19 protein-coding genes are annotated in these 24,601 nt (G+C 42.6%); 8 read left to right on the forward strand and 11 right to left on the reverse strand.

Annotation, left to right across the window (positions count from 1 at the left end; all coding sequences use genetic code 11):
• Nucleotides 1–10: 10 nt before the first annotated feature.
• Nucleotides 11–1,141, reverse strand: a complete 1,131-nt coding sequence (locus tag ABIB50_RS16625; RefSeq protein ID WP_429381400.1) for a toxin-antitoxin system YwqK family antitoxin — start codon at nt 1,139–1,141, stop codon at nt 11–13.
• 129 nt (nt 1,142–1,270) lie between these two features.
• Between ABIB50_RS16625 and ABIB50_RS16630 the strand changes: the two genes are divergently transcribed.
• The gene (locus ABIB50_RS16630) at nt 1,271–2,917 is read left to right on the forward strand and encodes an ABC transporter substrate-binding protein (protein ID WP_429381402.1); all 1,647 of its coding nucleotides are present in this window, start codon (nt 1,271–1,273) and stop codon (nt 2,915–2,917) included.
• A gap of 261 nt (nt 2,918–3,178) precedes the next feature.
• Here the strand turns inward: ABIB50_RS16630 and ABIB50_RS16635 are convergent, their stop codons facing one another.
• From ABIB50_RS16635 to ABIB50_RS16660, 6 genes are all read right to left on the reverse strand, one after another.
• Entirely contained in the window at nt 3,179–5,443 is a 2,265-nt protein-coding gene (locus tag ABIB50_RS16635) for an aconitate hydratase (protein WP_429381403.1), read from the reverse strand.
• A gap of 389 nt (nt 5,444–5,832) precedes the next feature.
• Nucleotides 5,833–6,735, reverse strand: coding sequence for a hypothetical protein (locus tag ABIB50_RS16640; protein WP_429381404.1), 903 nt, complete (start codon nt 6,733–6,735; stop codon nt 5,833–5,835).
• Complete coding sequence (locus ABIB50_RS16645) at nt 6,725–8,488, reverse strand: hypothetical protein (RefSeq protein ID WP_429381406.1); 1,764 nt, start codon at nt 8,486–8,488, stop codon at nt 6,725–6,727. The genes ABIB50_RS16640 and ABIB50_RS16645 overlap by 11 nt, the downstream gene beginning before the upstream one ends.
• Nucleotides 8,478–9,545 carry an HD domain-containing protein gene (locus ABIB50_RS16650; protein ID WP_429381408.1) on the reverse strand — a complete coding sequence of 356 codons (1,068 nt, stop codon included), beginning with the start codon at nt 9,543–9,545 and terminating at the stop codon, nt 8,478–8,480. Before ABIB50_RS16650 ends, ABIB50_RS16645 begins: the two co-directional genes overlap by 11 nt.
• A gap of 2 nt (nt 9,546–9,547) precedes the next feature.
• Nucleotides 9,548–10,606 carry a DNA cytosine methyltransferase gene (locus ABIB50_RS16655; RefSeq protein ID WP_429381410.1) on the reverse strand — a complete coding sequence of 353 codons (1,059 nt, stop codon included), beginning with the start codon at nt 10,604–10,606 and terminating at the stop codon, nt 9,548–9,550.
• Nucleotides 10,607–11,249: 643 nt separating this feature from the next.
• Nucleotides 11,250–12,917, reverse strand: coding sequence for a sensor histidine kinase (locus ABIB50_RS16660; protein ID WP_429381412.1), 1,668 nt, complete (start codon nt 12,915–12,917; stop codon nt 11,250–11,252).
• 147 nt (nt 12,918–13,064) lie between these two features.
• Between ABIB50_RS16660 and ABIB50_RS16665 the strand changes: the two genes are divergently transcribed.
• The gene (locus ABIB50_RS16665; protein ID WP_429381414.1) at nt 13,065–13,553 is read left to right on the forward strand and encodes a cupin domain-containing protein; all 489 of its coding nucleotides are present in this window, start codon (nt 13,065–13,067) and stop codon (nt 13,551–13,553) included.
• Nucleotides 13,554–13,603: 50 nt separating this feature from the next.
• Nucleotides 13,604–13,957 carry a glyoxalase superfamily protein gene (locus tag ABIB50_RS16670; protein WP_429381415.1) on the forward strand — a complete coding sequence of 118 codons (354 nt, stop codon included), beginning with the start codon at nt 13,604–13,606 and terminating at the stop codon, nt 13,955–13,957.
• Between the two features lie 14 nt (nt 13,958–13,971).
• Here the strand turns inward: ABIB50_RS16670 and ABIB50_RS16675 are convergent, their stop codons facing one another.
• The 4 genes from ABIB50_RS16675 to ABIB50_RS16690 all read right to left on the reverse strand — a co-directional run bounded on the left by ABIB50_RS16675 (nt 13,972) and on the right by ABIB50_RS16690 (nt 17,876).
• Nucleotides 13,972–14,118: a hypothetical protein gene (locus ABIB50_RS16675; RefSeq protein ID WP_429381417.1), complete on the reverse strand. Its 147-nt coding sequence runs from the start codon at nt 14,116–14,118 to the stop codon at nt 13,972–13,974.
• A gap of 206 nt (nt 14,119–14,324) precedes the next feature.
• Nucleotides 14,325–16,364: a beta-L-arabinofuranosidase domain-containing protein gene (locus ABIB50_RS16680; RefSeq protein WP_429381418.1), complete on the reverse strand. Its 2,040-nt coding sequence runs from the start codon at nt 16,362–16,364 to the stop codon at nt 14,325–14,327.
• A 462-nt stretch (nt 16,365–16,826) separates the two neighbouring features.
• The gene (locus tag ABIB50_RS16685; protein ID WP_429381420.1) at nt 16,827–17,315 is read right to left on the reverse strand and encodes a hypothetical protein; all 489 of its coding nucleotides are present in this window, start codon (nt 17,313–17,315) and stop codon (nt 16,827–16,829) included.
• 27 nt (nt 17,316–17,342) lie between these two features.
• Nucleotides 17,343–17,876 carry an N-acetylmuramoyl-L-alanine amidase gene (locus tag ABIB50_RS16690; protein WP_429381422.1) on the reverse strand — a complete coding sequence of 178 codons (534 nt, stop codon included), beginning with the start codon at nt 17,874–17,876 and terminating at the stop codon, nt 17,343–17,345.
• Between the two features lie 277 nt (nt 17,877–18,153).
• Between ABIB50_RS16690 and ABIB50_RS16695 the strand changes: the two genes are divergently transcribed.
• The 5 genes from ABIB50_RS16695 (at nt 18,154) to ABIB50_RS16715 (ending at nt 24,559) form a co-directional block, all read left to right on the forward strand.
• Nucleotides 18,154–18,765, forward strand: coding sequence for a hypothetical protein (locus ABIB50_RS16695; protein WP_429381423.1), 612 nt, complete (start codon nt 18,154–18,156; stop codon nt 18,763–18,765).
• Between the two features lie 56 nt (nt 18,766–18,821).
• The gene (locus ABIB50_RS16700; RefSeq protein WP_429381425.1) at nt 18,822–19,460 is read left to right on the forward strand and encodes a hypothetical protein; all 639 of its coding nucleotides are present in this window, start codon (nt 18,822–18,824) and stop codon (nt 19,458–19,460) included.
• Nucleotides 19,436–20,227, forward strand: coding sequence for a sensor histidine kinase (locus ABIB50_RS16705; RefSeq protein ID WP_429381426.1), 792 nt, complete (start codon nt 19,436–19,438; stop codon nt 20,225–20,227). The genes ABIB50_RS16700 and ABIB50_RS16705 overlap by 25 nt, the downstream gene beginning before the upstream one ends.
• Nucleotides 20,228–20,229: 2 nt before the next feature.
• Nucleotides 20,230–20,871, forward strand: a complete 642-nt coding sequence (locus tag ABIB50_RS16710) for a response regulator (RefSeq protein ID WP_429381428.1) — start codon at nt 20,230–20,232, stop codon at nt 20,869–20,871.
• Nucleotides 20,872–21,019: 148 nt separating this feature from the next.
• Nucleotides 21,020–24,559, forward strand: a complete 3,540-nt coding sequence (locus ABIB50_RS16715) for a carboxypeptidase regulatory-like domain-containing protein (protein ID WP_429381430.1) — start codon at nt 21,020–21,022, stop codon at nt 24,557–24,559.
• Nucleotides 24,560–24,601 lie beyond the last annotated feature (42 nt).

Here is a 24,601-nt window from a genome sequence, read left to right on the forward strand (position 1 = left end):
TTGTATTAAATTAATAACCATTTAACGGCAAAAACTGATAACTATACCTGTAAACACCATCGCTAAATTCAAAGGTGACTGTAAATTTTTGCTTTATTGGTTTACCATCTGCTGTTGCAGGATTCAACTTAGGCAATCTTTTAAGCTGGTTAATTAACCCCTGGGATATGGTCATATTCAATGCATTATTAGACGCCAGGTTTACGATATGCCCGGTTTCATCAATATCTCCATTAATAGTAAAAGTGTTTTGATAAGATTTCAGATCTGTCCTTTCCAGGTAAGGCGTAATAACCCTTGCAATTTCCTCGGTGAAGGTTTGCATACCATTGTCATATTGGGCGTTTACCAGATGCTTTTGTTTAACACCTCCACAAGGCACCGCCGATGCACGCATATTTTCGGCATTGATGAACGGGAATAGTTCGGGCGGTAAAAGCTCCAGTTTAGGCACGTCATTGTATTCACCTAAAACTCCTTTTCCTCCTTGAAATAATCCATTTTTATAATGCTCTACTACTTTGTCTGTATTGGTAGCATCATCGGTAAGTCGGGCGCGCCAGGTACCGTCAGGCTTACCATCAACCAGTTTCCCTTTCCAATAAATCCCATTAAGATCTGCAATATATGTTCCCTTTCCGATATCAACAGTCTTTGCACCCTTGGCATCCCAGGCTTCGATAATTCTTATATCGTTTCCGTTGGTTTCAAATACGAGCTTAGGCTTGCTGTTTTCATAATAAACTTCCCATTTGCCATCATATATATTATTCTTAAAATTACCCTTGGCCTGTAAATTTCCATTCAGATACCGGGTGATAAAATAACCATCTTTTATACCATCAATTGTATATGTTCCTTCAGCAACTGTCAGTTTTGGGTTTTCAACACTAACGTCTTTAAAAGATCCATAAAAAAAGTGCTGATACCGGTTATAATGTCCGTAGCGAATAATTTGGCGGCATGATCCCTCTGTCAACTCATAATCACTATTCATACTCAAATTAATACTATCCTGCCCTATAAATTTAACCTGAACGGTATGGTTAGAGAAACTTGCTTCTCTCTTATTGACATCTGATTGCGCCAGGACGGCCACCGAACACGATAATACGCCAAACATTGTTAAAAGAAATTTCATGATAGGTTATTTATACTGCAAACTAAAGATTTTTTATATCATTATCAATTCCGCCGCATATAAAACATTACACTGTCAAATCAATAATTCCCTCAATCAATAATTCATTAATTAACTACTTTAGCATTAATGAATAAATTGATTGGTGGCCTGGGTTTTTTGTTACTGCTATGCATGGCTTTCACGGCCTGCAAACAAGACGATAGCAACCGGCACCAAACCGTTTTCAATATTAATTTAGATGAGGGCCTTACCTCGCTCGACCCTGCCTTTTGCCGTAACCACAATACCATCTGGATGGATAACCAGATCTATAATGGACTGGTGCAGATAAACGATAGCTTAAAAACTTCGCCCTGTATTGCCAAAAGCTGGGAGATCTCGGCTGATGGCAAGATCTATACTTTCCATTTGCGTAATGATGTCAGTTTCCAGGACCATGCTCGTTTTAAAAACGGTTTGGGCCGCAAAGTTGTAGCCAATGATTTTATATATAGCTTTAGCCGGCTGATAGACCCGAAAGTAGCCTCGTCCGGCTCATGGATCTTTAGCGATAAGGTGGTGGGCAAGCAGGCTTTTGAGGCTGTTAATGACAGTACGCTTCGTATAACTTTAAAGCAGCCGTTTGCGCCTTTTATAAGTATGCTTACGGCGCAATACTGCTCGGTAGTGCCGCATGAGGTGGTTGATTTTTATGGGAAGGATTTCCGCAGCCACCCGGTGGGTACCGGTCCGTTTAAGTTTAAGTACTGGAAAGAGGGCGAAGTAATGGTGCTGCTTAAAAACGAGAAGTATTGGGAGAAGGATAGTACCGGCCATCCCCTGCCCTACCTTGATGCCATGCGCGCCACTTTTATAGACGATAAGCAAACCTCGTTTATGGAGTTCATCAAAAAGAACCTCGACTTTTTTAATGACATAGATGGCAGCTACCGCGATGATATCCTGACCAAATCCGGCCATATCACTCAAAAATATAAAGGGAAGTTTGTACTGCAAACCGGGCCCTATTTAAATACCATGTACCTGGGCATGCTGGTTGATACCAGCCTGGCTATCGTAAAAAACTCACCGTTGCGGATGGTAAAGATAAGGCAGGCCATTAACTATGCCATTGATAAGCAAAAGCTGATAAAATACCTGCGCAATAGTTTGGGCACGCCGGGTAATGAGGGCTTCGTTCCGGCGGGGATGCCGGGTTTTAGCGAGAGTGATGTTAAAGGCTACAGCTACAACCCCGCCAAAAGCCGGCAGCTACTGGCCCAGGCCGGTTACCCCGATGGCAGGAACATGCCCGTTATTACCCTTACCACCACCGTTGCCTACCATAACCTGATAGAATATGTACAAAGCGAACTGGAACGTGCCGGCATAAAAACCAAAATAGAAGTAACCCAGGGTGCCAGCCTGCGCGAAATGGTAGCTAAGAACGGCATTAACTTTTTTTACGGATCATGGATTGCTGATTACCCGGATGGCGAGAATTACCTGTCGCTGTTCTACTCAAAAAATAAGATCCCATTTGGGCCAAACTATACCGGCTTTAGCAATGCCGAATTTGATAAACTTTTTGAGCAGGCCTACCACGTAAAAAGCGACGAAGAACGTTATGCCCTTTATCATAAAATGGATAATATCGTTATGAGCAATGCGCCGGTGGTGGTGCTGTATTATGATAAGCGGGTTAATTTGTATCAGAATAATATTAGCGGGTATAGTTTGAACGCGCAGAATTTGTTGACGTTGAAGAGAGTCCGGAAGTCGGTAAGTCGGTAAAGTACGAAAGATTGCGCAATGCCCGCGTTAGGGGCAGTAGCGGATACCGGCCCCGAGCCTAAGGCCTTGCGTAGTATGAGCGGATGACCCGGGCCGCAGGCAACGCCCAAATAAGTAATGAGTTTGCGTGATGTGTGATAAGCAACTGTCCGTCCGCAAAGGGGCGAGACACCCAAAAACAGCCGGATACAAAAACGGCGACCCGATAAAATCAAGTCGCCGTTAATATAAAACCTTTTAGCTTTCAGCTTTCGCCTCAAACTAAACCATTTGCCTTCTGATAATATTAAGCGCACCACCTGCTTTAAACCACTCTATCTGCTGTGCATTGTAAGTGTGGTTAACCGGGAATTGTTCGGTAGTACCATCCTGGTGATGCAACACAACGGTTAACTGTTTGCCCGGGGCAAAGGTGGTTAAACCGGTGATGTCAATTTTATCATCCTCCTGGATCTTTTCGTAATCGTTACTATCGGCAAAGGTTATGCCCAGCATACCTTGTTTCTTTAAGTTGGTCTCGTGGATACGGGCGAACGATTTCACCAATATGGCGCGTACGCCTAAGTGGCGTGGCTCCATAGCCGCGTGCTCGCGCGATGAACCTTCCCCATAGTTCTCGTCGCCTACTACTATACTGCCTATGCCATGCGCTTTATAATCGCGCTGGGTGGCAGGTACCGGGCCGTATTCGCCGGTTAATTCGTTTTTAACAGTATCGGCTAAGTTGTTAAAGTAGTTAATGGCACCAATCAGCATGTTATTGCTGATATTATCCAGGTGACCACGAAACTTCAACCACGGGCCGGCCATTGATATGTGGTCGGTAGTACATTTACCTTTGGCTTTAATTAACAGTTTCAAACCGGTAATATCTGTACCCTCCCACGGCTTAAACGGATCAAGCAATTGCAGGCGCGACGAAGCCGGATCAACCTTAACCACAACCTGGCTGCCATCCTCGGCAGGGGCCTGGTAACCGGCATCTTCAACCGCGTAACCTCTAACCGGCATTTCAATACCCAGTGGCTCGTCCAATTTTACCTGCTCGCCTTTTTCGTTGGTCAGGTAATCTGTTAACGGGTTAAATGTAAGGTCGCCGGCAATAACCAACGCGGTCACCACTTCGGGCGACGCTACGAAAGCGTGTGTATTTGGGTTACCGTCCTGGCGCTTAGCAAAGTTACGGTTAAACGAAGTAATGATAGAGTTACGGCGCGTAGGGTCGTCGGTATGACGGGCCCACTGGCCGATACACGGACCGCAGGCATTAGCCAACACCACGCCGCCCATTTTACCGAAGGTATCTAAATAACCATCGCGCTCAACAGTGTAACGCACCAGCTCAGAGCCGGGGGTAATGGTAAATTCGGCTTTAACTTTTAACCCTTTATCAATAGCCTGTTTGGCGATAGACGCCGAACGGGTAATATCTTCGTATGATGAGTTGGTACATGAACCTATCAAACCAACTTCTAAAACTTCAGGCCAGCCATTCTCTCTAACCGCGGTAGCGAATTTAGATATCGGCCATGCCAGATCAGGTGTAAACGGACCGTTAATATGCGGCTCCAGTTCGCTCAGGTTAATTTCAATCACCTGGTCAAAATATTGCTCAGGGTTAGCGTAAACCTCAGGGTCGCCGGTTAAATGTTCGGCAACAGCGTCGGCAGCGTCGGCAATCTCGGCACGTTTGGTACCGCGCAGGTAAGTGGCTATCTTATCGTCATAACCAAATACCGATGTGGTAGCGCCAATCTCGGCACCCATGTTACAAATGGTACCCTTACCTGTAGCAGAAAGCGATTGCGCGCCTTCGCCAAAATATTCAACTATAGCACCGGTACCACCTTTAACGGTAAGTATGCCGGCAACTTTTAAAATAACGTCTTTAGCCGATGTCCAGCCCGAAAGCTTACCGGTTAACTTCACACCTATCAGCTTAGGGAATTTTAGCTCCCATGGCAGTCCGGCCATTACGTCGCAGGCATCGGCACCGCCAACACCGATAGCAACCATACCCAAACCACCTGCGTTAGGCGTGTGGCTATCAGTACCTATCATCATACCACCCGGGAAAGCGTAGTTCTCCAAAACAACCTGGTGAATAATGCCCGCTCCGGCTTTCCAGAAACCAATACCGTACTTGTCACTAACCGACGCCAGGAAATCATAAACCTCGCGGTTTACGTCAATAGCAGTATGCAGATCCTCAACAGCGCCAACTTTAGCCTGGATCAGGTGATCGCAATGTACCGTAGACGGCACAGCAACCTGCGGACGGCCGGCCTGCATAAACTGCAACAGCGCCATTTGCGCGGTAGCATCCTGCATAGCCACACGGTCGGGCGCGAAGTCAACGTAATCAACCCCACGGCCATAGGCTGTTTTGGCATCACCCTCGCTTAAGTGAGCATATAATATTTTTTCGGTTAATGTTAGGTGTTTACCTGTGGCGGTACGCGCAGCCGCAATACGGATGCTGTAACGATCGTAAACCTTTTTGATCATGTCTAAATCAAAAGCCATCTTGAGTAGTATTTAGTGTAAGCAGAAAAACTGGTGTACCCATGTATTTTAAGCATTAAACCGCATAAAATAAACAGGTGCCGCGAATTTACAAAATATAACGTTAAACCGAAGTAGCTGGTTTGTCACAATGTTATTTGGATAGGTTCTAAATTGGGGAGGTGAGTGATGGGTGGTGAGTAGTGAGTGGTAGCGGGTTAACAACCGAATAGTAAATGAGACTCATAACTCACCACTCATAACTATTATGGCGTTGCCTGCGGCCAGGCTTTCCGCTCATACGGCTGCAAGCCTTAGGCGCGAAGAGGGCCGGTATCCGCTGCAATCCTTAACGCGGCTGACGCACATTCCCTGTATGTCGTCAACTGGTGGTTGAAAAAATACAATATTTATATATCCAAATCAACTTTATCAAAAACAACTTTTGAAACGCCCTTTGAGTAGTCACGATTATATTCTTTTGAAGGTATATAACTTAAAGCCATTTCGGGGTATTTAAGCCAGAGTTCAAATAGCGTTATGGCAGAAGTCTTTGACCCCAATGAATTTAATATAACATTGTAATTTTCTAAGTAACTTGAATTTGTTCCAGGCTCGATTGATTGAAGTTTATTTATTATACTGTTGGAGGCTAATTCAACGTCATATGCATCGTATTCATATAGCATTGTTATATTGTATTTTTCTTTACAAAGTAATTTGCACTCATCAAAATTTGCTTTATTCCTAGCATCACTTGTATGTTGAAAGAAAAGTATCGTTTGTTTAGGCTCAAAATTAAATATTAAATTATCCAACCTTTGAATGTCATAACCGGCAGTGATGACTAATAAGGTCGGGGTTCCGAGCTTTGCGATTCCAGACATTTTATAAAGTAATCTTGGCCTATCAGGATCGCGACTAATCCACGAAGGGTAATTTTGAGGTTTATAATATATGAAATGCGTAGGGCATTTGTATTTCTTACAATTAAACAACGTGACCCAAATACTTTCACGAGGCATTGTAGAAATATCTACAAGTATGTTTTTTCCTATGCAATGGGTTTCAAAAACACTTCGGTAAACAACCCAATTAAGTTCTGGTTTTAGTTCTAAATTTATTAAAGTTAGGTTTTCTTTTAGTAATTCTTTGGCTTTAAATAAATGGTCAGCTTTCCACAATTCCGTTTTTATATTATTGTAGTAAAATAGTATAACCTTAGATGGGTTATAAACGTCCATGTTATTTTTCAAGCCAATTAAAAACCGGTCTTCCCAACTTAATACTGCTATTAAAACATCAGTTTTCATTGTTAAATAGTGTGTGTTGTTTTTCCTCGTTTGAATTGATCTTTTTATTATTTACTGCAGCATTATAAAGTTCTATAGCTTTTATAGAAACTCTTGCATGCTGTCCCACGACATCTAAACCCCTGATAGGTAATAAAAGTCTATTAGGAACATAATATATTTCGCGTTCTCCAATTTCTTTTGCAGAAGAAACCCTATCATATAAAATTTGCGCTTCTTTAGATATCCTTAATAATTCATCTAGTTCAGCCAATTTAGTTTCATTCAAATCATTACGTGCAGATATGGTAAAAGTAATAGCCCTGGGTTCAGATACATCTGAAAGTAAACGCTCCTTAAATAATATTACCAAACCGTCGAAAAGATTCTTGATTTGATTACCTTGGGTTGTTGAACATCCATCTATATTGTTAAAGAGATCATTTTCTATTTTGTTCCACAATTCTTGACTTTTTTCTTTAATAACCTCATCTTGATATGATGGCTTAATAAGCGTAACTGTGTTTTGTTTTTTATTTTTAGTCTTTTTATTCTCTAATGAAGAAAATTCTTTATCATACATCCAATAGCATGGATAAAGTAGATTTCTAACAACACCTGTAGATAAATTTACAATTGTTTCCCAACCGGAGTATTGAGGTAAATTGGCATGAGCGGGGCGACTTTTGAAATATTCTGCTCTCGCATATTTATAAACATGGTCAGCGATTTTCTTTTGATTTTTGTCCTCCTTTGAAAATATTGACTCAGCCCTTTTTCTAACCCTTTCTTCACAAATCTTAAATTCTTCTGCTACTTTCGGATTAATTGGGAAAAACTTTTCTGGTTCACTATTTATTATCCCAAATTTTTCTAGTCTTCTGGAAACTATGTCTTTTGCTAACTGTCCAAAATCAGAAAATTTATTTTGGTAAGGCTTTTCCATATCTATTTTTAGAAAATCATGTCCCTCTAAAATGGAGCTACCAGAAGCAGTTACATACGTATGGCTTCTAACTTTCGCTACAGCTACTTTAAAGCTAAAATCAGAATGATCTCTGTATGCAATCCATGAATTCAAGCATTTTGCCTGCATGGCATTTAAATCATGTGCATCATCTATTAAAAACAAAAAATGAGAGTTACTAAATTTTTCTATACTTTTTATGATACGTAAAAGAGGTATAATCAGCGAGTAAAATGAAACACATTTATCACTAAAATTATCTTCACTTGTATTAATTTGATATTGAGTTTCACTATTTAACTTTTGAAAATATTTAGACAACCCATTAAACAAAGAATAATCTATCGGCAGGTCGATATTTAAAATATAACTAAGATCAAGTCTTAATTCTTTTTCTTTCTCACTTGTGATAGTACATTCTATATCCGCAAGTACAGTCACCAATTCAAATGCAATTGCTAGAACAAAAAAATGTTCTGATATTACAGAAACCTTAAATGCATTATTTAATAACTCATATTCTTTTTTAAAGAATAAAGCATTTGTACAAGGTATATATACCCCTACTTTTGAATAATCAAACTGTTGATTTTCCTTTTTATATTTTAAGATTTGTTTTTGATATGAATTATACAGCAGAGTCATTGATTTACCACACCCTCTTTCCCCAACCAAAAAAATATTACGCCCTGATTGAATAAATCTTGAGTAATTATGATCTTCTACAAAATATTCGATTAATTCATCTGCAGCGAAATTGACAGCAGCTTCATATTCGAATGGATTGGCTGCCCTATTAATTTTCATTTAAAGATTCTTTTATAGAAGTAAAAACACTTTCGGGATCATATTTGCTATTATCTGAATAAAATTTAACAGAACTATCTTCGCCTGGTAAGACTAAGTCGTTAAGAATTATTTTGTTAATTCCGAGATTAATTTCAATCGATTTTGTCCCCTCACCATCTATTTCATTTTCTACCATAAAATTAAATGTGACATCAGTTTTCTTGAATGCCTCTAACCAGTCGCAATAATATTTACAATACTTTCTCTCTGCCTCCACTTTTAACATTCTTCCTATAGTAAAATGAAAAAGTTCAACAAATTCTTTATGAGTTTTTTCCGAAATAATACCATTTTTCGCATCAATTGAAAACCAATAAGTCAGGCAAATTCGTTCATTTTTTTTATCAATATTGACTCTCGTAATTTTAGCGTACTTATGGTAGATTATTGAATTTTCAGAATAAGGATAATTATAATATTTATTCATAAAAATAGAGGTCCGGTGTGGCCCTTCTGCTAACTCATCAGCTAGCCTTAATAACGCAGCACTTTTTTTAGAATAAATTTCACAGCCGAATAAATGTGGGGTCAATAAAGATAATTCATTCAAAGTATCTTTAGATCCGTCACTAGCAGTACCTGAGTGCTTACTGGCAACCGTCGGTACTAATGAGCGCTCCTCTTCAAATTCCGTCTTTTTATTTCGTATATAATCATAGATTTCTCTGATTACAGCAGCTTCGTGATGCTTCGTTCTGTCAACTGTTAGATTACCAACATCGTGAAATAAAATTAGCATGCAAATAAAGTATATTTGAATACCTTCTAGATTATCAATTTCCTTATCCAATAACTTATATGCATTATCCAGCACGTTCATTATGTGATCTTCGCCATGATCAGAAAGGTCCTTTTGAATTGACTTTATATCGTTAAAAATATTTTCTGACAAAAGAATATCTCTTGCTGAAGTATAATATCCAAAAAATTTATCTCCGTTTGTTGGATTTTCTTCGAAATCCGCCTTTAGTCTTTCATGAAGTTTAGTTTCAATTTTTTGCTTTTGCCAAGCCATAATTATAACGAGTAACTTGTGATTTTTTTAAATATCGCTTCGGCTAATAATGGCGGCACCGAATTGCCCACTTGTTGTTGTTGAAATCCGATACTTCCGTGAAAGTGAAACGTATCGGGAAAAGATTGGATTCTTGCTGCTTCTCTTACACTCAGTCCTCTATTTTGTGTCGGATGAATTAACATGTTTTTACGATAATTCCCTAATACAGCCGATGGCGTGTCTTGTCTTAATCGATGATAAATACCTGTATGACATCTTGTGTAATCTTTGTAATTTTCCATTAGAGAAGCCGGAATATTTTCCCAGTTCCCACCAGGGGGTATATGTTTATACCTTGTCAAAACCGTTTCATTATTTCTTGTGACAAGATTATTAACCGCTTTCTTTGAGCCTTTTCTTAATAATTTTTGATAATAGCCTTTTGGGGAACTATTGTACTCCAGTTCGTGAAAACCTGCACCATTAGTGAGCACCGGCAAATCAGAAATTGCATCTTCGACCGTTATATATTTGACATGAGTCGCCTTTGGAAATTCGTAATGTATGCCGTGCAATGACCCTACAATAAATACTCTATTTCTTAATTGTGGGATACCAAAATCAGCTGCATTCAGTACATCGTAAGTAATAGTATACCCTAAAGCATTCAGCTGTTCAATTATTAAATTAAAGAAGTAACCTTGTTCTGTTTCTACTAAACCTTTAACATTTTCAACAATTACCCAATCTGGTATAACAGATTTAACCACCCTGAGGTATTCTTTAAAAAGCCAATTCGTCGGATTAACTTTGTTTCTTGTCTTTTGATTTGAAGTAGAAAATCCCTGACATGGGGGGCCGCCGAAAAGGACCTTCACTGCGTTGGTTTTATCTCTAACAGGCTGAAATTTCCTTACATCATCGTTAAACAAACTTGTTTTAGGATGATTGGCTTTAAATGTTAATCCTGCGAATTTGTCGATTTCTACGGCCAATTTAACGTCAATACCTGCTTTTATAGCGCCGACAGACATGCCGCCAGCACCAGAAAACAAGTCAATTCCGTGATAAATAGCCATAAAAAAGATGTGAATATAGTAATATATGTTAAGAACTTTTGGAATGTTGAAAAATACGCCCGACTAGGCCGTTAATTCATTTTTAATAAAGTTTAGCTGAAGTAATATTATTAAACGCATTTAACAATAAAAAAGCTAATTTTAAAATAGGTATTTATATACCCTCCTCTCCACAAGCGAGTATCTCGAGCAGCCTGTGTTCCAAATGCTACTGGTACTTTGTAAGGCTAAAAGGTTAGTGCCTTTACTAACAATTGTAAGTGCCCTATAACAAATGATAAACCGTGTGATAAAGCAGTACACGTGTGATTAAATGTGATTTCGTGTGATAGCTGTGATATATAGGAACAAACGGGTGTTATATGGAAGAAAAAAGCAACACTATTCCGTTTCAATGTTTAAACATTTTTTATTTTTACAATCATCTTATTATCAAATAGTTAATCCAAAATCTTGTTTCATTTTGTTTCACTCGTTTTTCGTAAGTAGTTAACTATCAATTTATTAAGTCGAAATCTTGTTTCACCTGTTTCATTTGTTTCATACACGCGTGAAACAAGCGGTGTGGTAAAGGCTATTATGGTTTTAGCTTCGCGCACCCTGACGGCCATAAACGGAACGTTTTTAACAGGTGCTGGCCTTATTAATCCTGGTAAGGTATCGTAAACCTGATATCGCAGCCTTTGCCGGTATCGCTGTCAACACTAATAGTGCCACCCTGCAGGCTAATGAGTTGGCGGCACAGGTATAAACCCAGGCCGGTACCCGGCTTTAAGTGCCCGCCGCCGCCCTGGTAATAACGGGTAAACAAGCCGGCCTGCTGCTCTTTAGGGATGCCCACGCCTGTATCTTTAATGCCAACCTCCAGTAGCGCAATCTGCTTATCAGTATGCTTCAATGTGGCTGTTATAGTAACGCTGCCGTGGTCGGTGTACTTAATGGCATTGCTAAGCAGGTTAACCATTACCTGTTTCAGCTTAAAAATATCGCCGGTAACTATCGCGGGGTTATCTCCTTCAGACGCTGATATGAGTTGGATACCCTTCTTTTCGGCCATAAAATGCATGCTTTCGGCGGCTTCCTGCAATACCTTGAACGGCGCAAACGACGCCAGCAAAAGCACGCCGCCCTGCTGATGCTCGAGCGCGCTTACATCCAGTATGTTATTCACCGTTTCCATCAGCATGGTCGATGACAGGTTTATCGCCGCTACCTTTCTTACCTGGTCGGGTAAAAGGGGTGTCCTGTTCAGCATATAAATTGCCCCGGTAATAGCCGTAAGCGGGTTGCGGATCTCGTGGCTCATGGTTGCCAGGATCTCTGATTTTTGGCCGGCAAGGGCCACCGCTCGCTCATTTTCTAACAGGTAGTTTTGCTCGGCCTCGCCCGCCTTGCGGATAAAATAGATCAACAAAATAATAAACACCAGGATAAGCACAATGGCCACCCCGATAAAATTATTCATATCCCCGGTGGTCGACTGGTATTGCTGCAGCACTTCGTTCCGGGCTCTTTCCCACGCGGCCTGGTCAATATCTTTAAGCTGCTGCAAAAGCTGATGCAGCTGGCTAAGCAGGTTAAGGTTAGCCGCTATCAGCTGCTCGTTTGACAGCAGCATATAAGCGTTTTGATTCTTTAGCTCGCGCAGTAAGTTTGACGGGTTATGAGAGCGCCTTACCGAGTCACGGCGCTGTCTGTCGCGGATGATTAAAACTTTGATCTGGTTTTTATTTACGATAGCGTCTCTAAGTCGCCGCAGCAGGCCGTTGCTGGTGGGCTCCTGCCGTATGCGCACGGTTGTATCGGGTCTGGCTGCTTTATACTGTGCTTTGTAAGTGGTAGCGTTAATATTAGCTACGCTGGTAGCTTTTAGTAAGGAATCAAAATGGGTCTTTAAATCGAAAACCCGTTGCGATATAGCCAGTTTTTTAGCAAACGACTGCGCTATCTGTGCTTTGCTGCCCGGGAAATACCGCGCGCTGTCTGCCTGGTATTTTTGCAGCAGCTGGTCTATCCGCCCAAATATGGCATTTAACTTTTGCTTATAGGTTTTAAGCCTGTCGGCATGGCCGGTTAGGTTAGCCTGCTGGAAATCGTTTTCGGCGCTGTTAAGGTCAAGCAGTATGGCGCTGATCTCGGGCTCGGGCGATGGCTCTTTAAGCCCTAAGCTCAGTTTATCGAGCTTACGCCCTATCGAGTATTTTAATATCACCGATCCGGCTGTAAGCACAAACGTAAACAGCAGGAACACGATAAAAAGGTTCCGCAAATTCATTGCCGCCGCACCGGGCCTTGTTGGTTTTTCACTCATCTTTCTCGCACTAATTAATGGTTACCGGTTAACCTGGGGTCTCACTACCAAATAGGAAACCTGTAAATATAAGAGAAAACAACGCCCACAATGACATATTGAGCAATTGATTGCATTTTTATATCTTTCCACCCAAATCACCACACCATGCCCACAGCCACCAAATACTGGATAGATCATTTAAACCTGCAACCGCACCCCGAGGGTGGTTATTATAAAGAAGTTTTCAGGTCGGAAAATGGGGTTACGCGCCAGGGTGAAACTACAATTAAGCAGGCCTGCACGTCTATCTATTATTTACTGGAGGGAAAGGATTTTTCAGGATTCCACCGGCTGGCATCAGATGAGCTATGGTATTTCCATAAAGGCGCGCCGCTGCATATTCATGTTATAGCTAACGATGGCGCACATAGTGTAATTGAGTTAAGCGATAGCGATACCGGCCAGCTGCAAGCTGTTATTCCGCCTAATACCTGGTTCGCCTCTGAGATACCATCGGGCAGCGGATTTGCCTTGGTAAGTTGTGCTGTAGCCCCCGGCTTTGACTTTGCCGAGTTTGAAATGGCGAAGCAGCAGGAATTGGTAGCGCGATATCCTGCGCACAAGGTTTTGCTGGAAAGGTTATGCCGGGAGTAAGATATTTAACGCTTTTGTTTAACTTAGTTTTATAAACAAATTCTACGATCATGAAATCAATAGAGATCATTTCCATACCGGTTACCGACCAGCAGCGAGCCAAAGAATTTTATTTAGCCTTAGGTTTCGAGGTAGTGGTTGAAGCGCCTTTTGAGGGCGACAAGCAATGGATCCAAATGGCGTTTCCCGGTAATAAAGGAATCAGCATTACCCTGGTTACCTGGTTCGAGACCCTGAAACCAGGCAGCGTACACGGCTTTGTTATTAAAACTGACGACATCGACAAAGATATTGCCGACCTAACCGCAAAAGGCTATACCGCTGGCCCTGCCGAAAAAACACCGTGGGGACTGTTTGCTACAGTTATTGACCCGGATGGGAATAGATTAAGTTTGCACGGATAATGCCATTAGGTTTTCTAATCATGATGTTGTACTACAGGTACTGCTACTATCAGGGCGCAAAGCGGGTAATGGGCGGCACTACGGCCGTCGCTTGTGCAGTTGTATTCAACATATTCGGCATCTTCATTATCCGTAACTCCCGCCGCCTCGACGACGAGCAAGCCGACGCAGCCCTAATGGAAAAGTACAGGCCCACCCTGCGTTAGGGATTTCTATGGATACCGGCCAAGCGCGAGCCCATGTACCGGCCCGAGCCTAACGGCTGCAGCCATATGAATGTACAGCCCGGCCGCAGGCAACGCCAAAAAAGGCCTGACACAACGCGCCAAGCCTAACGTAAAACGTATTACGTATAACGTATAACTTCCTACTCCACCACCGGGAACGCCGAGATCCTCAACCTCGCCCCACCCATTGGCACTAAAGTAAGATTAGCTTTAGCAGTTTCGGTTTTAACCGGGCTTTGGGGCAGTACGCCGCAGAGGCCGTATTTGTCAATCGTCCAGTCGGTTATTTGTTTGCCGGTAGCGTGCAGCTCTATCGGCGCGTTAGCATTGGTAAACGGGTTGCCATCTGCAGGCCATGGTTTTTTAACTACGGTAAACGATTTTTCGGGATGTTCGGCATCCAACAACAAGCCATAGTTCCAGGCAGTAGCCGGGTAGATCTCGAACGACGGCCATTTCTCCGGGTCGGCGGTTTCCTGCCAGCCCGAGTCGCCCATTGCGGTGGTTTTGCTGTTGCCTTTTTTGTACTCCTCGCCAATTTTTAACGAATAAGTAAGCGGACCGTAATTTACACTCACGCTGTTTTTATTTTTCGCCCATTGGCGCACTGCTATCTGCATAGGCAGTTTAAGGTTGATCTTATCGCCATTTTTCCATTTGTTGGTTAGCTTGATGTAGCCACCTGCCATAGCTTGTACAGGGACACGCTTACCATTAACGGTAACGCTTGCTCCCTGGCACCAGGCCGGTACCCGCAAATAAACAGGGAACGAAACAGGCTTAGCGGTATTCACTGTAAACGCCACGGCATCATTAAACGGGTATTGCGTAGCACTGGTAACTTTAACCTGCTGGCCGTTGCCTACTTTGGCGGTAATAGTACCTGCCTGGTAAAGCTGTGCGGCAAGGCCATTATCTGGTGTAGCCATCCACGCATTCTCGGCGTAATATACCCAGCCTGCGCTGTGGTTATGCTGGCAGCAACGGCTGCTAAAAGGGTTCATCATTAAAAACGGGCCGCTGTTGGCAATGCCCGGCGCGTGGTTTTTGCTATCGTTAAGTACCATGTTCGGTGCAGTTAGGTAGCGCAATGCCCTATAGTCGCTGGTGAAAGCGGCGGGGAAGGTGTTAAAAGCTACATCCTCGCAGTTCTCGGCCCAAAAGGTGTCGCCGGTATATTGTAAAAGGTATTGGTCGCTGGTCATTTGTTCTACCATGCCACAGGTCTCAACTGCCTGGCGCGGATCATCATAACCTTTGCGCGCATTCTCATCACTACCAAACATCCCGCCCGGCACCTGCCCGTATATATTACGGATCAGCTTAAAGTCGTTATATGTAGCGGCAAGGTCGGCCTCGTTATGACTTTGCAGGTAATAGGTAGCCGGTTCGCGAAAACACTCGGCAATGTTAACATTGTGCCAGTTGGGCAGGTTAGTAGCCTGGCGCCAGTTGGCGGTATTTTTATCAACCTTACTGGCAACATCCAGCAAAAACTTGTCGCCGGTGATGTTGTACAACCAGTATATGCTTACCAGGTAATCGCCGCCGCGGCTGTTCTCCCAGTAGTCCTTTAAAAACTGGTTATCGGGATAGTTTTGCAGCCATTTAAAATATTTAGTAAGCGCGGGTATAACACGCGGGTCTTTACTGTATTCATAATAGCTGCGCAGGCACCATATCATAGGCATGTTGGCCCAAAGGTCGCGGTTGCCGTTGCGCTTGGTAATGATGGGACCCATATCACCATCGGGGCGCTGGTTATCCAGCACCGCGTTTATCCAGAATTTGGCATGAGCTATCATTTTCTCATCGCCCAGCATATAAGCGATATCGCCATAACCTTTTAGCCAGTAAGGCAACTCTTCCCAACCATATTTGCCTTTGCCGCTTTTATTTAGCCAGGCATTATCAGTTTTACTCAGCCAGATGCTGATCTCGCCCAGGTTACCGGTCAGGCCATCCTTTTGCAACAACAGTTGCGTCTTTAACCAACCAGCCGGCTTAAACGCCGTAACCGGCAGTTTGATAAATTGCTGCGGCAGTAATGGGGCCTTGTTACTGGCATAGTTAACGTTAGTACCTGTTATATTGGCTTTGGTAATTGCAGTAGCGGTTTGCGCATTGGCATGGGTACCTATGGCTGCTAAAACGGCCAGATATAAAAAACTCTTCTTCATAAATATCATATTAAAGGCATTTGAATGCACTTAGGTTCGTAAGGTAAATATATGCGTTTGGGTTGGATTACCAAAGCAGGAGTTAGTATCAAGTAGTAATTAGTAAAATCGTCTTGATACCTGATACGAAATACTTGATACGAAATATCACCGCACAGTGCAGCCCGGGAAAGGGCACGCACTGGCTGTGACGAGGTATAGGTTGTAGTGTCGTTACTACAATTCGCCGGTTGGCGATAGATGCAGGGTATGGCTTTGACTATGGTTTAATGCTAAGGTTTAACGGCCGCAATAAAATGGCATTTTACTTACCTATGCTTTTTTTATTGCTCCAAATCGCTAAAAACATGGTACCCTTTAAACACAAATTATCGCACAGTGCGGCCCCGGATTGAGCACGCACTGGCATGGGAAGGTTATAGGTGGGTTATATCGTAGTGGGGCTAAAGCAATAGCCGCGTTTTACTTACTATTGTCTTTCCCTTTTTGTTCCAGGTCGCTCACAAACTTGGTAAGCTCGCGGGTAAACATATCCAGATCAAGCGCCGATTGTTTCATATAGTCGGCTATCTTTTTTAATTCGTCCGGCGAGTTGGCGTGCTTCTCTATTAAATTAGCCATACCCAAAATATTGGCTACCGGCTGGCGCACTTTATGGTGCGTCATAAACATCATGGCCTCAAGCCCGTGCACATATTCTTTCAAAAATTGTTCCCGCTTTTCGTTCTCATTATCATTGTTGCCTATCAGCTGTTTTAATTGCTGTTTGGTTTGGGTGGCGGCTGTTGCCAACGCATTTAAAGCAAGCACATCGTCCGCAGGGTCATCCTTTCGTTGGTTTTGAAATACAAATTCTACTTTGGCCATTAGCTCCCCACCCGCAATCCTGATCCTGTTATTAAGGCCGGTTATAAAGCTAATTGCGGGTGGGTTTTGGGGGATGGATATCATGAGGTGATTGTTTTTTAAGATTGTTTTTTAAACAGCAATACGCTGATTAGCAGAAAGTGCATAGTCATTGGCAATGGAAATTAACTTATGGATATCAACCGCTGTAGCCAGGCATTTTTTTAACGAATAAATTTCATGATGGCCTATAATATGCTGGCGATTGATAGGTATGTTCCAACGCAGGCTTATTTCGCTTATCAGCTTACCGCTTATTTCATACATTTCGTCTGTCCATTCATTGCTATAGTCGCCCTCGTGCTCAATGCCGATGGTATAATAATTAGGATTGAGGTACAGGCCGTTATCCCAACTTTTTATCAGACTCCAGGTGGGCGCGTTAACCCGGTTAACGTGCAACGCGGTATCCTTTTCATTTACGTATTGATGTACCTGGCCCATTTTGCCAATGCCATAATGTGCCGATGTTTTTGATATCGTACTCTGGAACCAACTATCGGTACCATACAAAGTGCCTTGCATTATATGTATAATAATGGCCTGGGGCTTGTAGCCCTGGCGGCCCGGCAAAAAATTTGGGCTGGGTTTGTTTATGATATTCATCGCTTCCTGTGTTTTTCTTTGTTAACCAAGGGAGGCTCTCGACAGCGCCCCTACCTGCTGCCGATTGCCAACCTGGCATAAAACCAACTATTAACTAACTAACGATACAAATGTGCGAATGATGCCTGAAACGGCTTACAGTAAAGACACCCTTTTTGACAGGGTGTTTTTACCCTTTTTAATAAGGCGTAATTACTTTGATATTGTGATGTTTAATACTGATTTTAGCAGCATAATTAATTACCACTCAAACCCTAAAATTTAAACGTTCACAGTTATGAAAAAATTAGTATTCCCCCTTATTATTTTAATAGTAGGTTTTGCTGCCGGCTACTTTTATGCAAACAGTAAAACTACCGCAACCGGGCCTGCAGCCGCTGGCAAAATGGCCATTACCGATTTCCACTCGGACAACAGTATTAGTTACGACGAGGCCAAACTACTGGTAGATACCTTTGGCACAAAAGGATTAGATGATGCCAATGGCAAACCCGGCGGTAAAGGCGCAAAAACCCGCAGTATATTTATTCCGTTAACCAAACTTGATGCACTTGTTGCAGCACTTGACGCAGCTCGCGCAAAAGACGGTAAAACCGATGGTATCCGTATTTACTTTGGACGTTACCCAAAAATGCAGCTTGACCGCAAACCGTATGATCACCCCTACCGCAATACTATTATCATCGTATCGACTAAGGACACCAGTATTTTGCAACGCGGCGGCAAGATCCCGGTAAATATGCACCTGGATTACTTTGGTGCCCCTGACCATTCAAAGGCTACATTTATGCTAATGATAAACCCTGACAACCGCGGCGAAATGTGCCCTAATAACTGCGACGGCGCAACATTAATATGCCCTGATCCGTCCGACCCTGATTGCCAGTAAAACATCAACTGCCACCTCTCTGATAATTTTAGAGAGGTGGTTTAAAAAACTACTGTATGTCTGTAATTATTTTAATCGAGGCTGCCTGCTTTATCATTGCACTTGTTAGTTTAATAAAGGATGCCAACTGGGCATGGCGCAGCATGGTTTTATTTATGCTGATTACCTACCTAACCGAAATTACGGGTAAACTGCTAAGAACCGGGCATCACTCCAACCAATGGCTTTATAATGTGTTCTTACTGTTTGAGGCCGGGTTTACCAGCTTTATGTTTAACAATGTGCTAAGCAAATACATCAACAGTAAACCACTAATTATAGGCGGCCTTGGCTTTTTACTTGCACTATACACGTATGATATTGTTAGCCATGGTTTCTTTGTTTTTAACGATATTACGGCTACCGTAATGTCGGTAGTGTTTGTTATTTATAGCTTTTATTATTACTACCTTTTAATAAAGGATGAGCATTATATCGATCTGAAACGATCAGCTGCATTTTGGTGGGTAGCCGGATCATTGTTTTTTTACTTTGGCAGTACGGCCGTAAACCTATTTTTTACCTTTTTACAGAATGTAAGGGTAGCGGGGCATAATATTACCTACTTTATTTTTTCGGCGCTTAGCGCCTTTTTATACGCTTGCTGGAGCTATTCATTTATTTGCAGAAAATGGCAAACAACATCAAAGAATTAATTTTAATAGCTACGCTGATATTCTTATTGGCTCCTATGTTTATCATAGTATACGTGGTACTTTACAACAGGCGCAAGATCCGGCATATTGAAGAAAAAGAGCAGATGAAGCAAACCTTTGATGCCGAAATTATAAAAACCCAGCTGGAGGTGCAGGAGCAAACCATGCAAAACATAGGTGCCGATCTGCACGATAACATTGGCCAGCTGTTAAGCCTCAGCTCGCTCACCCTAAACTCCATTCAGTTGGACGACCCTGAGAAAGCCCGCCAGAAGATTGACGCCGCTATTGATCTTACCGGGCGCTCCATTAAAGAAATGCGCCTGTTGGGTAAACTCCTGCAGGGCGACCAGCTATTGGGCGTAGGGCTTTCAGAAGCTATTTGCCATGAGATAAACTGGGTTGAAAAATCGGGTAAGTTCCAGGTAAATTATGTTAACGACGGCGAACTGCCTGCCAATAATAGCCTGGATAAGGATCTCATCATTTTCCGTATCTTGCAGGAGGCAATGAACAATATCATCAAACACTCGTATGCCACCCAAATTAATATTAAATTAGCCTATCTCGACTGTAACATGCAGCTGCAAATAGAAGATAATGGTATCGGCTTTAATATAGATACCCTGCAAGCTACGCACCCTGAAGGGGGTGGCATGGGCCTGCAAAACATGCACAAGCGCGCCAGGATAGTTGGGGGCGATGTAATCATTAAAACCAGAGAAGGCAAAGGCACCAGCACAACTGTTATTATCCCATACCCCTAAATATGGAAACCCCTAAAATACGAATTGCAATTATTGATGACCATACCCTGTTTCGCAATGGTGTAGCCGCGCTAATGCGTGAGTTTGACGACCTGCAGGTACTTTTTGAAGCCGACAATGGCCAGCATATGCAGCGGCTTATAACAGAATACCCGCTGCCGCATGTTGTGCTAATGGATATTAACATGCCAGTGTTAGATGGCTACGGCGCCACCTGCTGGTTAAAGGATAACTACCCCACCGTAAAAGTATTGGCGTTAAGCATGTTCGAAGACGATAAGGCGGTTATCAAGATGATAAAATGCGGGGCCTGTGGTTACCTGCTCAAAGAGTCAAGCCCGGCCGAGGTGCACGAGGCCATACGAACCATTGTTGATAAAGGCATGTATATTAATGACCTGGTATCGGGCAAAATGGTACGCACGCTCACCACACCCGAAGCTGCGCCTGCCTTCTCAAAAAATGAGGAGACCTTCATCAAGCTATGTTGCAGCGAATTAACCTACAAAGAAATAGCCGACCAAATGTTCCTCAGCCCCCGCACGGTTGATAATTACCGCGAAGCACTTTTCCAAAGGCTTAACCTCAAATCGCGAACCGGACTGGTACTGTATGCTATACAGAATGATTTGGTGAAGTTATAGGTCTCCCTATTCGTACCAATACCTATCTGTATAATTTCCTTCCTTATAAGTCATTGTAATAATGCACAATTAAATTTTATATTTGATAGAACCTATCGCCCGGCCAATGAGGACTATCGTTAAATTACTATTTTTTAGTGTCCTCTTAGTGGCTTCTACGCGCATATTTGCCCAGGCACGCTACGACGTATCCGGAACTGTTATTAATGAAAAAGGCGAACCACTTAAAAGTGCAACCGTTTTTATAGGCGGGAGCGAGCGGGTAATGCCTACCGATGATAACGGCCATTTCAAGTTTACAAATATAGCGCAAGGTACATTCCAGGTATCTGTGCAGATGGTTGGCTATGAACCGCTAACGCGTAACATTATGGTACAAAGCGGCCCGGTTAGTGTCGAAATGCAATTAAAGACCAAAGAGATCCGGCTTAGCGAGGTGGTAATTGGCAGAAGCAACTTCGATAACAACTTTAGGGTGTTTAGTGAAAATTTTTTAGGCACATCAGCCAATGCCGCGCAATGTGTTATCATCAACCCAAAAGTTTTAAATTTTACTACCCGGCGAAGGCTTTTGCTGGCAGAGGCTGATGATTTTTTGATCATAGAAAACAAGCGGCTGGGTTACCGGATCCATTACCAGCTTAAGGATTTTGTACATAGTGCTACCGAAGGCTCAACTTTGTATCATGGCGAATACAGCTTTGAAGAGTTAAATGGCACAGACGATCAAAAAAAAGAGTGGGCAAAACACCGGCTTGAAACCTACCAGGGATCGTTGATGCATTTCCTGCGATCAGTATTTCAAAAAAACACTTTGGAGAGTGGCTTTATCGTGAGGCCGTTGTATGGCTACGGCACAGAAAGGATAAATCCCGATATAGAAGATCCTTATAAGGTAATTATAAAAGACCGACCGGTAATGTTCGACTCATTGCTCACGCCCATTGGCACCGGCTTTATGTCGTTCAAATTTAATCAGCTTTATATTGTTTATGACCCTCAAAAAGCCGCCGGTTATACCGGCAGTAAATCTGACGAGAAAAAGCAGATCATTAAAGCTAATAATTCGTCGATGTTAAAGTTAGGGTCGGCTGAAGCTATTATAGATCAAAAAGGCAGCTCTACAGATTACAACAATTTCTTTGTCAGGGGCACATGGGCAGTAAAAAGGGTGGCCGACCAATTGCCGGTTGAATATCAACCCCCATTCATCCCGGCATCTAAAAGGGATACTACCACTGATAAGTTGATGGCTACACTACAGCAGTGGGCGGACAGCATCCCACAGGAAAAAATGTACCTGCATTTTGACAAACCTTATTACGCAATTAATGATACGATATGGTTTAAGGGCTACCTTACCACTGCCAGCAGGCATCAGCTATCTGCAATTAGCGGTGCAGCTTATGTGGATTTGATAGACGGGCAAAATCACCCCTTAAAAACTTTAAAGCTGCCGGTAAACTCGGGCACCATAGCCGGTAATTTTATTTTGGGCGATGAGATAAAAAAGGGCAGCTATCATATCAGGGCCTATACGCAATGGATGCGAAATGCAGGTCCCGACTACTTTTTTGACCATACATTTACAGTAGGTAACCCCAATGATGTTAAACTAAAAGCAGACCCTAAAACTACTTTACAACAAACCGACGTTCAGTTTTTTCCCGAAAGCGGGAGTTTGGTTAATGGTATTGCGTCAAAAGTAGCCTTTAAGGCGGTAGGGAGTGATGGCCTGGGCGCAAACATAACAGGCAAGATCACCGACAATGACAATAACGAGATTGCCCAAATTGCTACCCTGCACGCCGGAATGGGTAATTATTTGTTACAGCCCCTGACCGGCAAAACCTACAAAGCCAACATTACCTTTACTGATGGAACTACTAAAAGCATTGCTTTGCCAACCGCGTTAAATGAAGGGTATGTGTTAAGTGTTTTCCAGCCTAATAAGGATAGTGTACTGGTACGCATCCATGCTTCATCAGCTATGCAACAGTCAACTGTTAATCTTATCATTCACAGCAGCGGCGAAATTATTTTTGCATCGCCAATAAAAATAACTGATGGCGTTACTTCGCTATGGTTAGATAAACGAGGGTTCCCGAGTGGTATAGCGCAGTTCACTATTTTTGATAGTAACAGCCAACCACTTAATGAACGCATTGCCTTTATTAAAAGCAATGACCAGCTGAAACTAAGCATCGACTCTGCAAATACCATATCAAAAAGTAAAGCGCATGTCCAATTTAACTTAAAAGTAGCCGATAGTGAAAACAGGCTGGCCGAAAGCACGCTGTCGGTAGCCGTGATTCATGAAGATAAGATGCCGGTAGATGAAAGCGCCGAGAGCACTATCTTCTCCAATATCCTGCTCACGTCCGATCTTAAAGGATACATAGAAAAACCCAATTATTACTTTACAGCCGACACAGATGAAGTAAACAGGGCATTAGATAACCTGATGCTTACCCAGGGCTTCCGCAGGTTTGAATGGAAAACCTTAAATACGACAGTTAACACCAAACCTACATTTGAAGCTGAGGGCCTGGGGTCATCTATTTCAGGCCTGGTTACAACGTTAACCCATAAGCCTTTACCAAACGCTAAAGTGAAGCTATTTGCGGTAAGGGCCGCGTTAATGAAAGACACCATTACGGACGCAAACGGCAGGTTTAAATTCGACAAGATGTTTATTGGCGACAGCCTTAAATTTACCCTACAGGCCCAGACTGCTGATAACAGCGATAAAGTTATTATTATATTAGATACCGTTGCCCAAATGAGCTCACAGGTAACGCTCAGGAATAATAAAAATACGGCAGATGCGGATATTATAAAAACTCTCCTGCAAAAAGCTACAGACGAAGGCAAACCTGTAGAGTTAAGCGGACTGCACGTATTGAAACAGGTGGATATTAAGGCAAGTAAAATAGCGGCCCCAAAAATAGAGATATTGCCGCAAGCTATATTTACAATACCTGAACAATCTGTAGATAAGATAATTACTATCCCTGACCCCGAACATTATAATAACCTGACCATGTTTTTACAGTCCAGCCTTCAGGGCACAAGCATTCAGGTTGATGAAGCTGGACGTAAACTATTGGTAGATATGAGGCCGGCTAATGTACCGCCCAATATTGCTCCGGTTTCACCATTTACTAATGCTACATCTGAAGAACCAATAGATAAATATTTAGGGAAGGAAATAGGCCTTATTGTTAACGGAAGAAAGATAAAAGGCCGTAGCGAAGCCGATGAAATATTAGAAGGTAGTATTTTAGCAGGAGATATCGCTAAAATAGAGGTAGTAAGAACAAATACCGCCCTGGTTAACTCTTTACGTAACATGGGTGATCGTTTTGTGGGCTTTGTGCTATTGTTTACTAAAACAGGCGATTGGCGTAAAGGGTACAATCCAAGCATAGCTAATGTTATACCCAAAGGCTTTAACAAGGTACGCAAGTTTTATTCGCCACGTTACGAGAACCCGGAAACGGCAAAATCCATCCCGGACTTTCGCACCACCATTTATTGGAACCCGTACGTAGGAGTTGACACCACAGGTAAAGCCAGTTTCGAATTCTTTAATGCAGATGGCCCCGCAAATTACAGGGTAGTGATAGAAGGCATAAACGCAGCCGGCGAGATTGGAAGGAAAGTATATACTTACAAAGTTGAATGATATACCCTAGTAAAAAGCTGATAGAAAAATCGCCTCATTTCC

Source organism: Mucilaginibacter sp. UYCu711 (assembly GCF_050433825.1).
Classification (GTDB): domain Bacteria; phylum Bacteroidota; class Bacteroidia; order Sphingobacteriales; family Sphingobacteriaceae; genus Mucilaginibacter.

What these genes read in the sequence shown, in the direction of transcription:
- ABIB50_RS16625 (WP_429381400.1), bottom strand. Translation starts at nt 1,141, where the DNA reads ATGAAATTTCTTTTAACAATGTTTGGCGTATTATCGTGTTCGGTGGCC.
- ABIB50_RS16645 (WP_429381406.1), bottom strand. Translation starts at nt 8,488, where the DNA reads ATGAAAATTAATAGGGCAGCCAATCCATTCGAATATGAAGCTGCTGTC.
- ABIB50_RS16665 (WP_429381414.1), top strand. Translation starts at nt 13,065, where the DNA reads ATGCCCACAGCCACCAAATACTGGATAGATCATTTAAACCTGCAACCG.
- ABIB50_RS16650 (WP_429381408.1), bottom strand. Translation starts at nt 9,545, where the DNA reads ATGGCTTGGCAAAAGCAAAAAATTGAAACTAAACTTCATGAAAGACTA.
- ABIB50_RS16710 (WP_429381428.1), top strand. Translation starts at nt 20,230, where the DNA reads ATGGAAACCCCTAAAATACGAATTGCAATTATTGATGACCATACCCTG.
- ABIB50_RS16635 (WP_429381403.1), bottom strand. Translation starts at nt 5,443, where the DNA reads ATGGCTTTTGATTTAGACATGATCAAAAAGGTTTACGATCGTTACAGC.
- ABIB50_RS16670 (WP_429381415.1), top strand. Translation starts at nt 13,604, where the DNA reads ATGAAATCAATAGAGATCATTTCCATACCGGTTACCGACCAGCAGCGA.
- ABIB50_RS16700 (WP_429381425.1), top strand. Translation starts at nt 18,822, where the DNA reads ATGTCTGTAATTATTTTAATCGAGGCTGCCTGCTTTATCATTGCACTT.
- ABIB50_RS16690 (WP_429381422.1), bottom strand. Translation starts at nt 17,876, where the DNA reads ATGAATATCATAAACAAACCCAGCCCAAATTTTTTGCCGGGCCGCCAG.
- ABIB50_RS16680 (WP_429381418.1), bottom strand. Translation starts at nt 16,364, where the DNA reads ATGAAGAAGAGTTTTTTATATCTGGCCGTTTTAGCAGCCATAGGTACC.
- ABIB50_RS16630 (WP_429381402.1), top strand. Translation starts at nt 1,271, where the DNA reads ATGAATAAATTGATTGGTGGCCTGGGTTTTTTGTTACTGCTATGCATG.
- ABIB50_RS16695 (WP_429381423.1), top strand. Translation starts at nt 18,154, where the DNA reads ATGAAAAAATTAGTATTCCCCCTTATTATTTTAATAGTAGGTTTTGCT.
- ABIB50_RS16640 (WP_429381404.1), bottom strand. Translation starts at nt 6,735, where the DNA reads ATGAAAACTGATGTTTTAATAGCAGTATTAAGTTGGGAAGACCGGTTT.
- ABIB50_RS16685 (WP_429381420.1), bottom strand. Translation starts at nt 17,315, where the DNA reads ATGATATCCATCCCCCAAAACCCACCCGCAATTAGCTTTATAACCGGC.
- ABIB50_RS16705 (WP_429381426.1), top strand. Translation starts at nt 19,436, where the DNA reads ATGGCAAACAACATCAAAGAATTAATTTTAATAGCTACGCTGATATTC.
- ABIB50_RS16655 (WP_429381410.1), bottom strand. Translation starts at nt 10,606, where the DNA reads ATGGCTATTTATCACGGAATTGACTTGTTTTCTGGTGCTGGCGGCATG.
- ABIB50_RS16660 (WP_429381412.1), bottom strand. Translation starts at nt 12,917, where the DNA reads ATGAGTGAAAAACCAACAAGGCCCGGTGCGGCGGCAATGAATTTGCGG.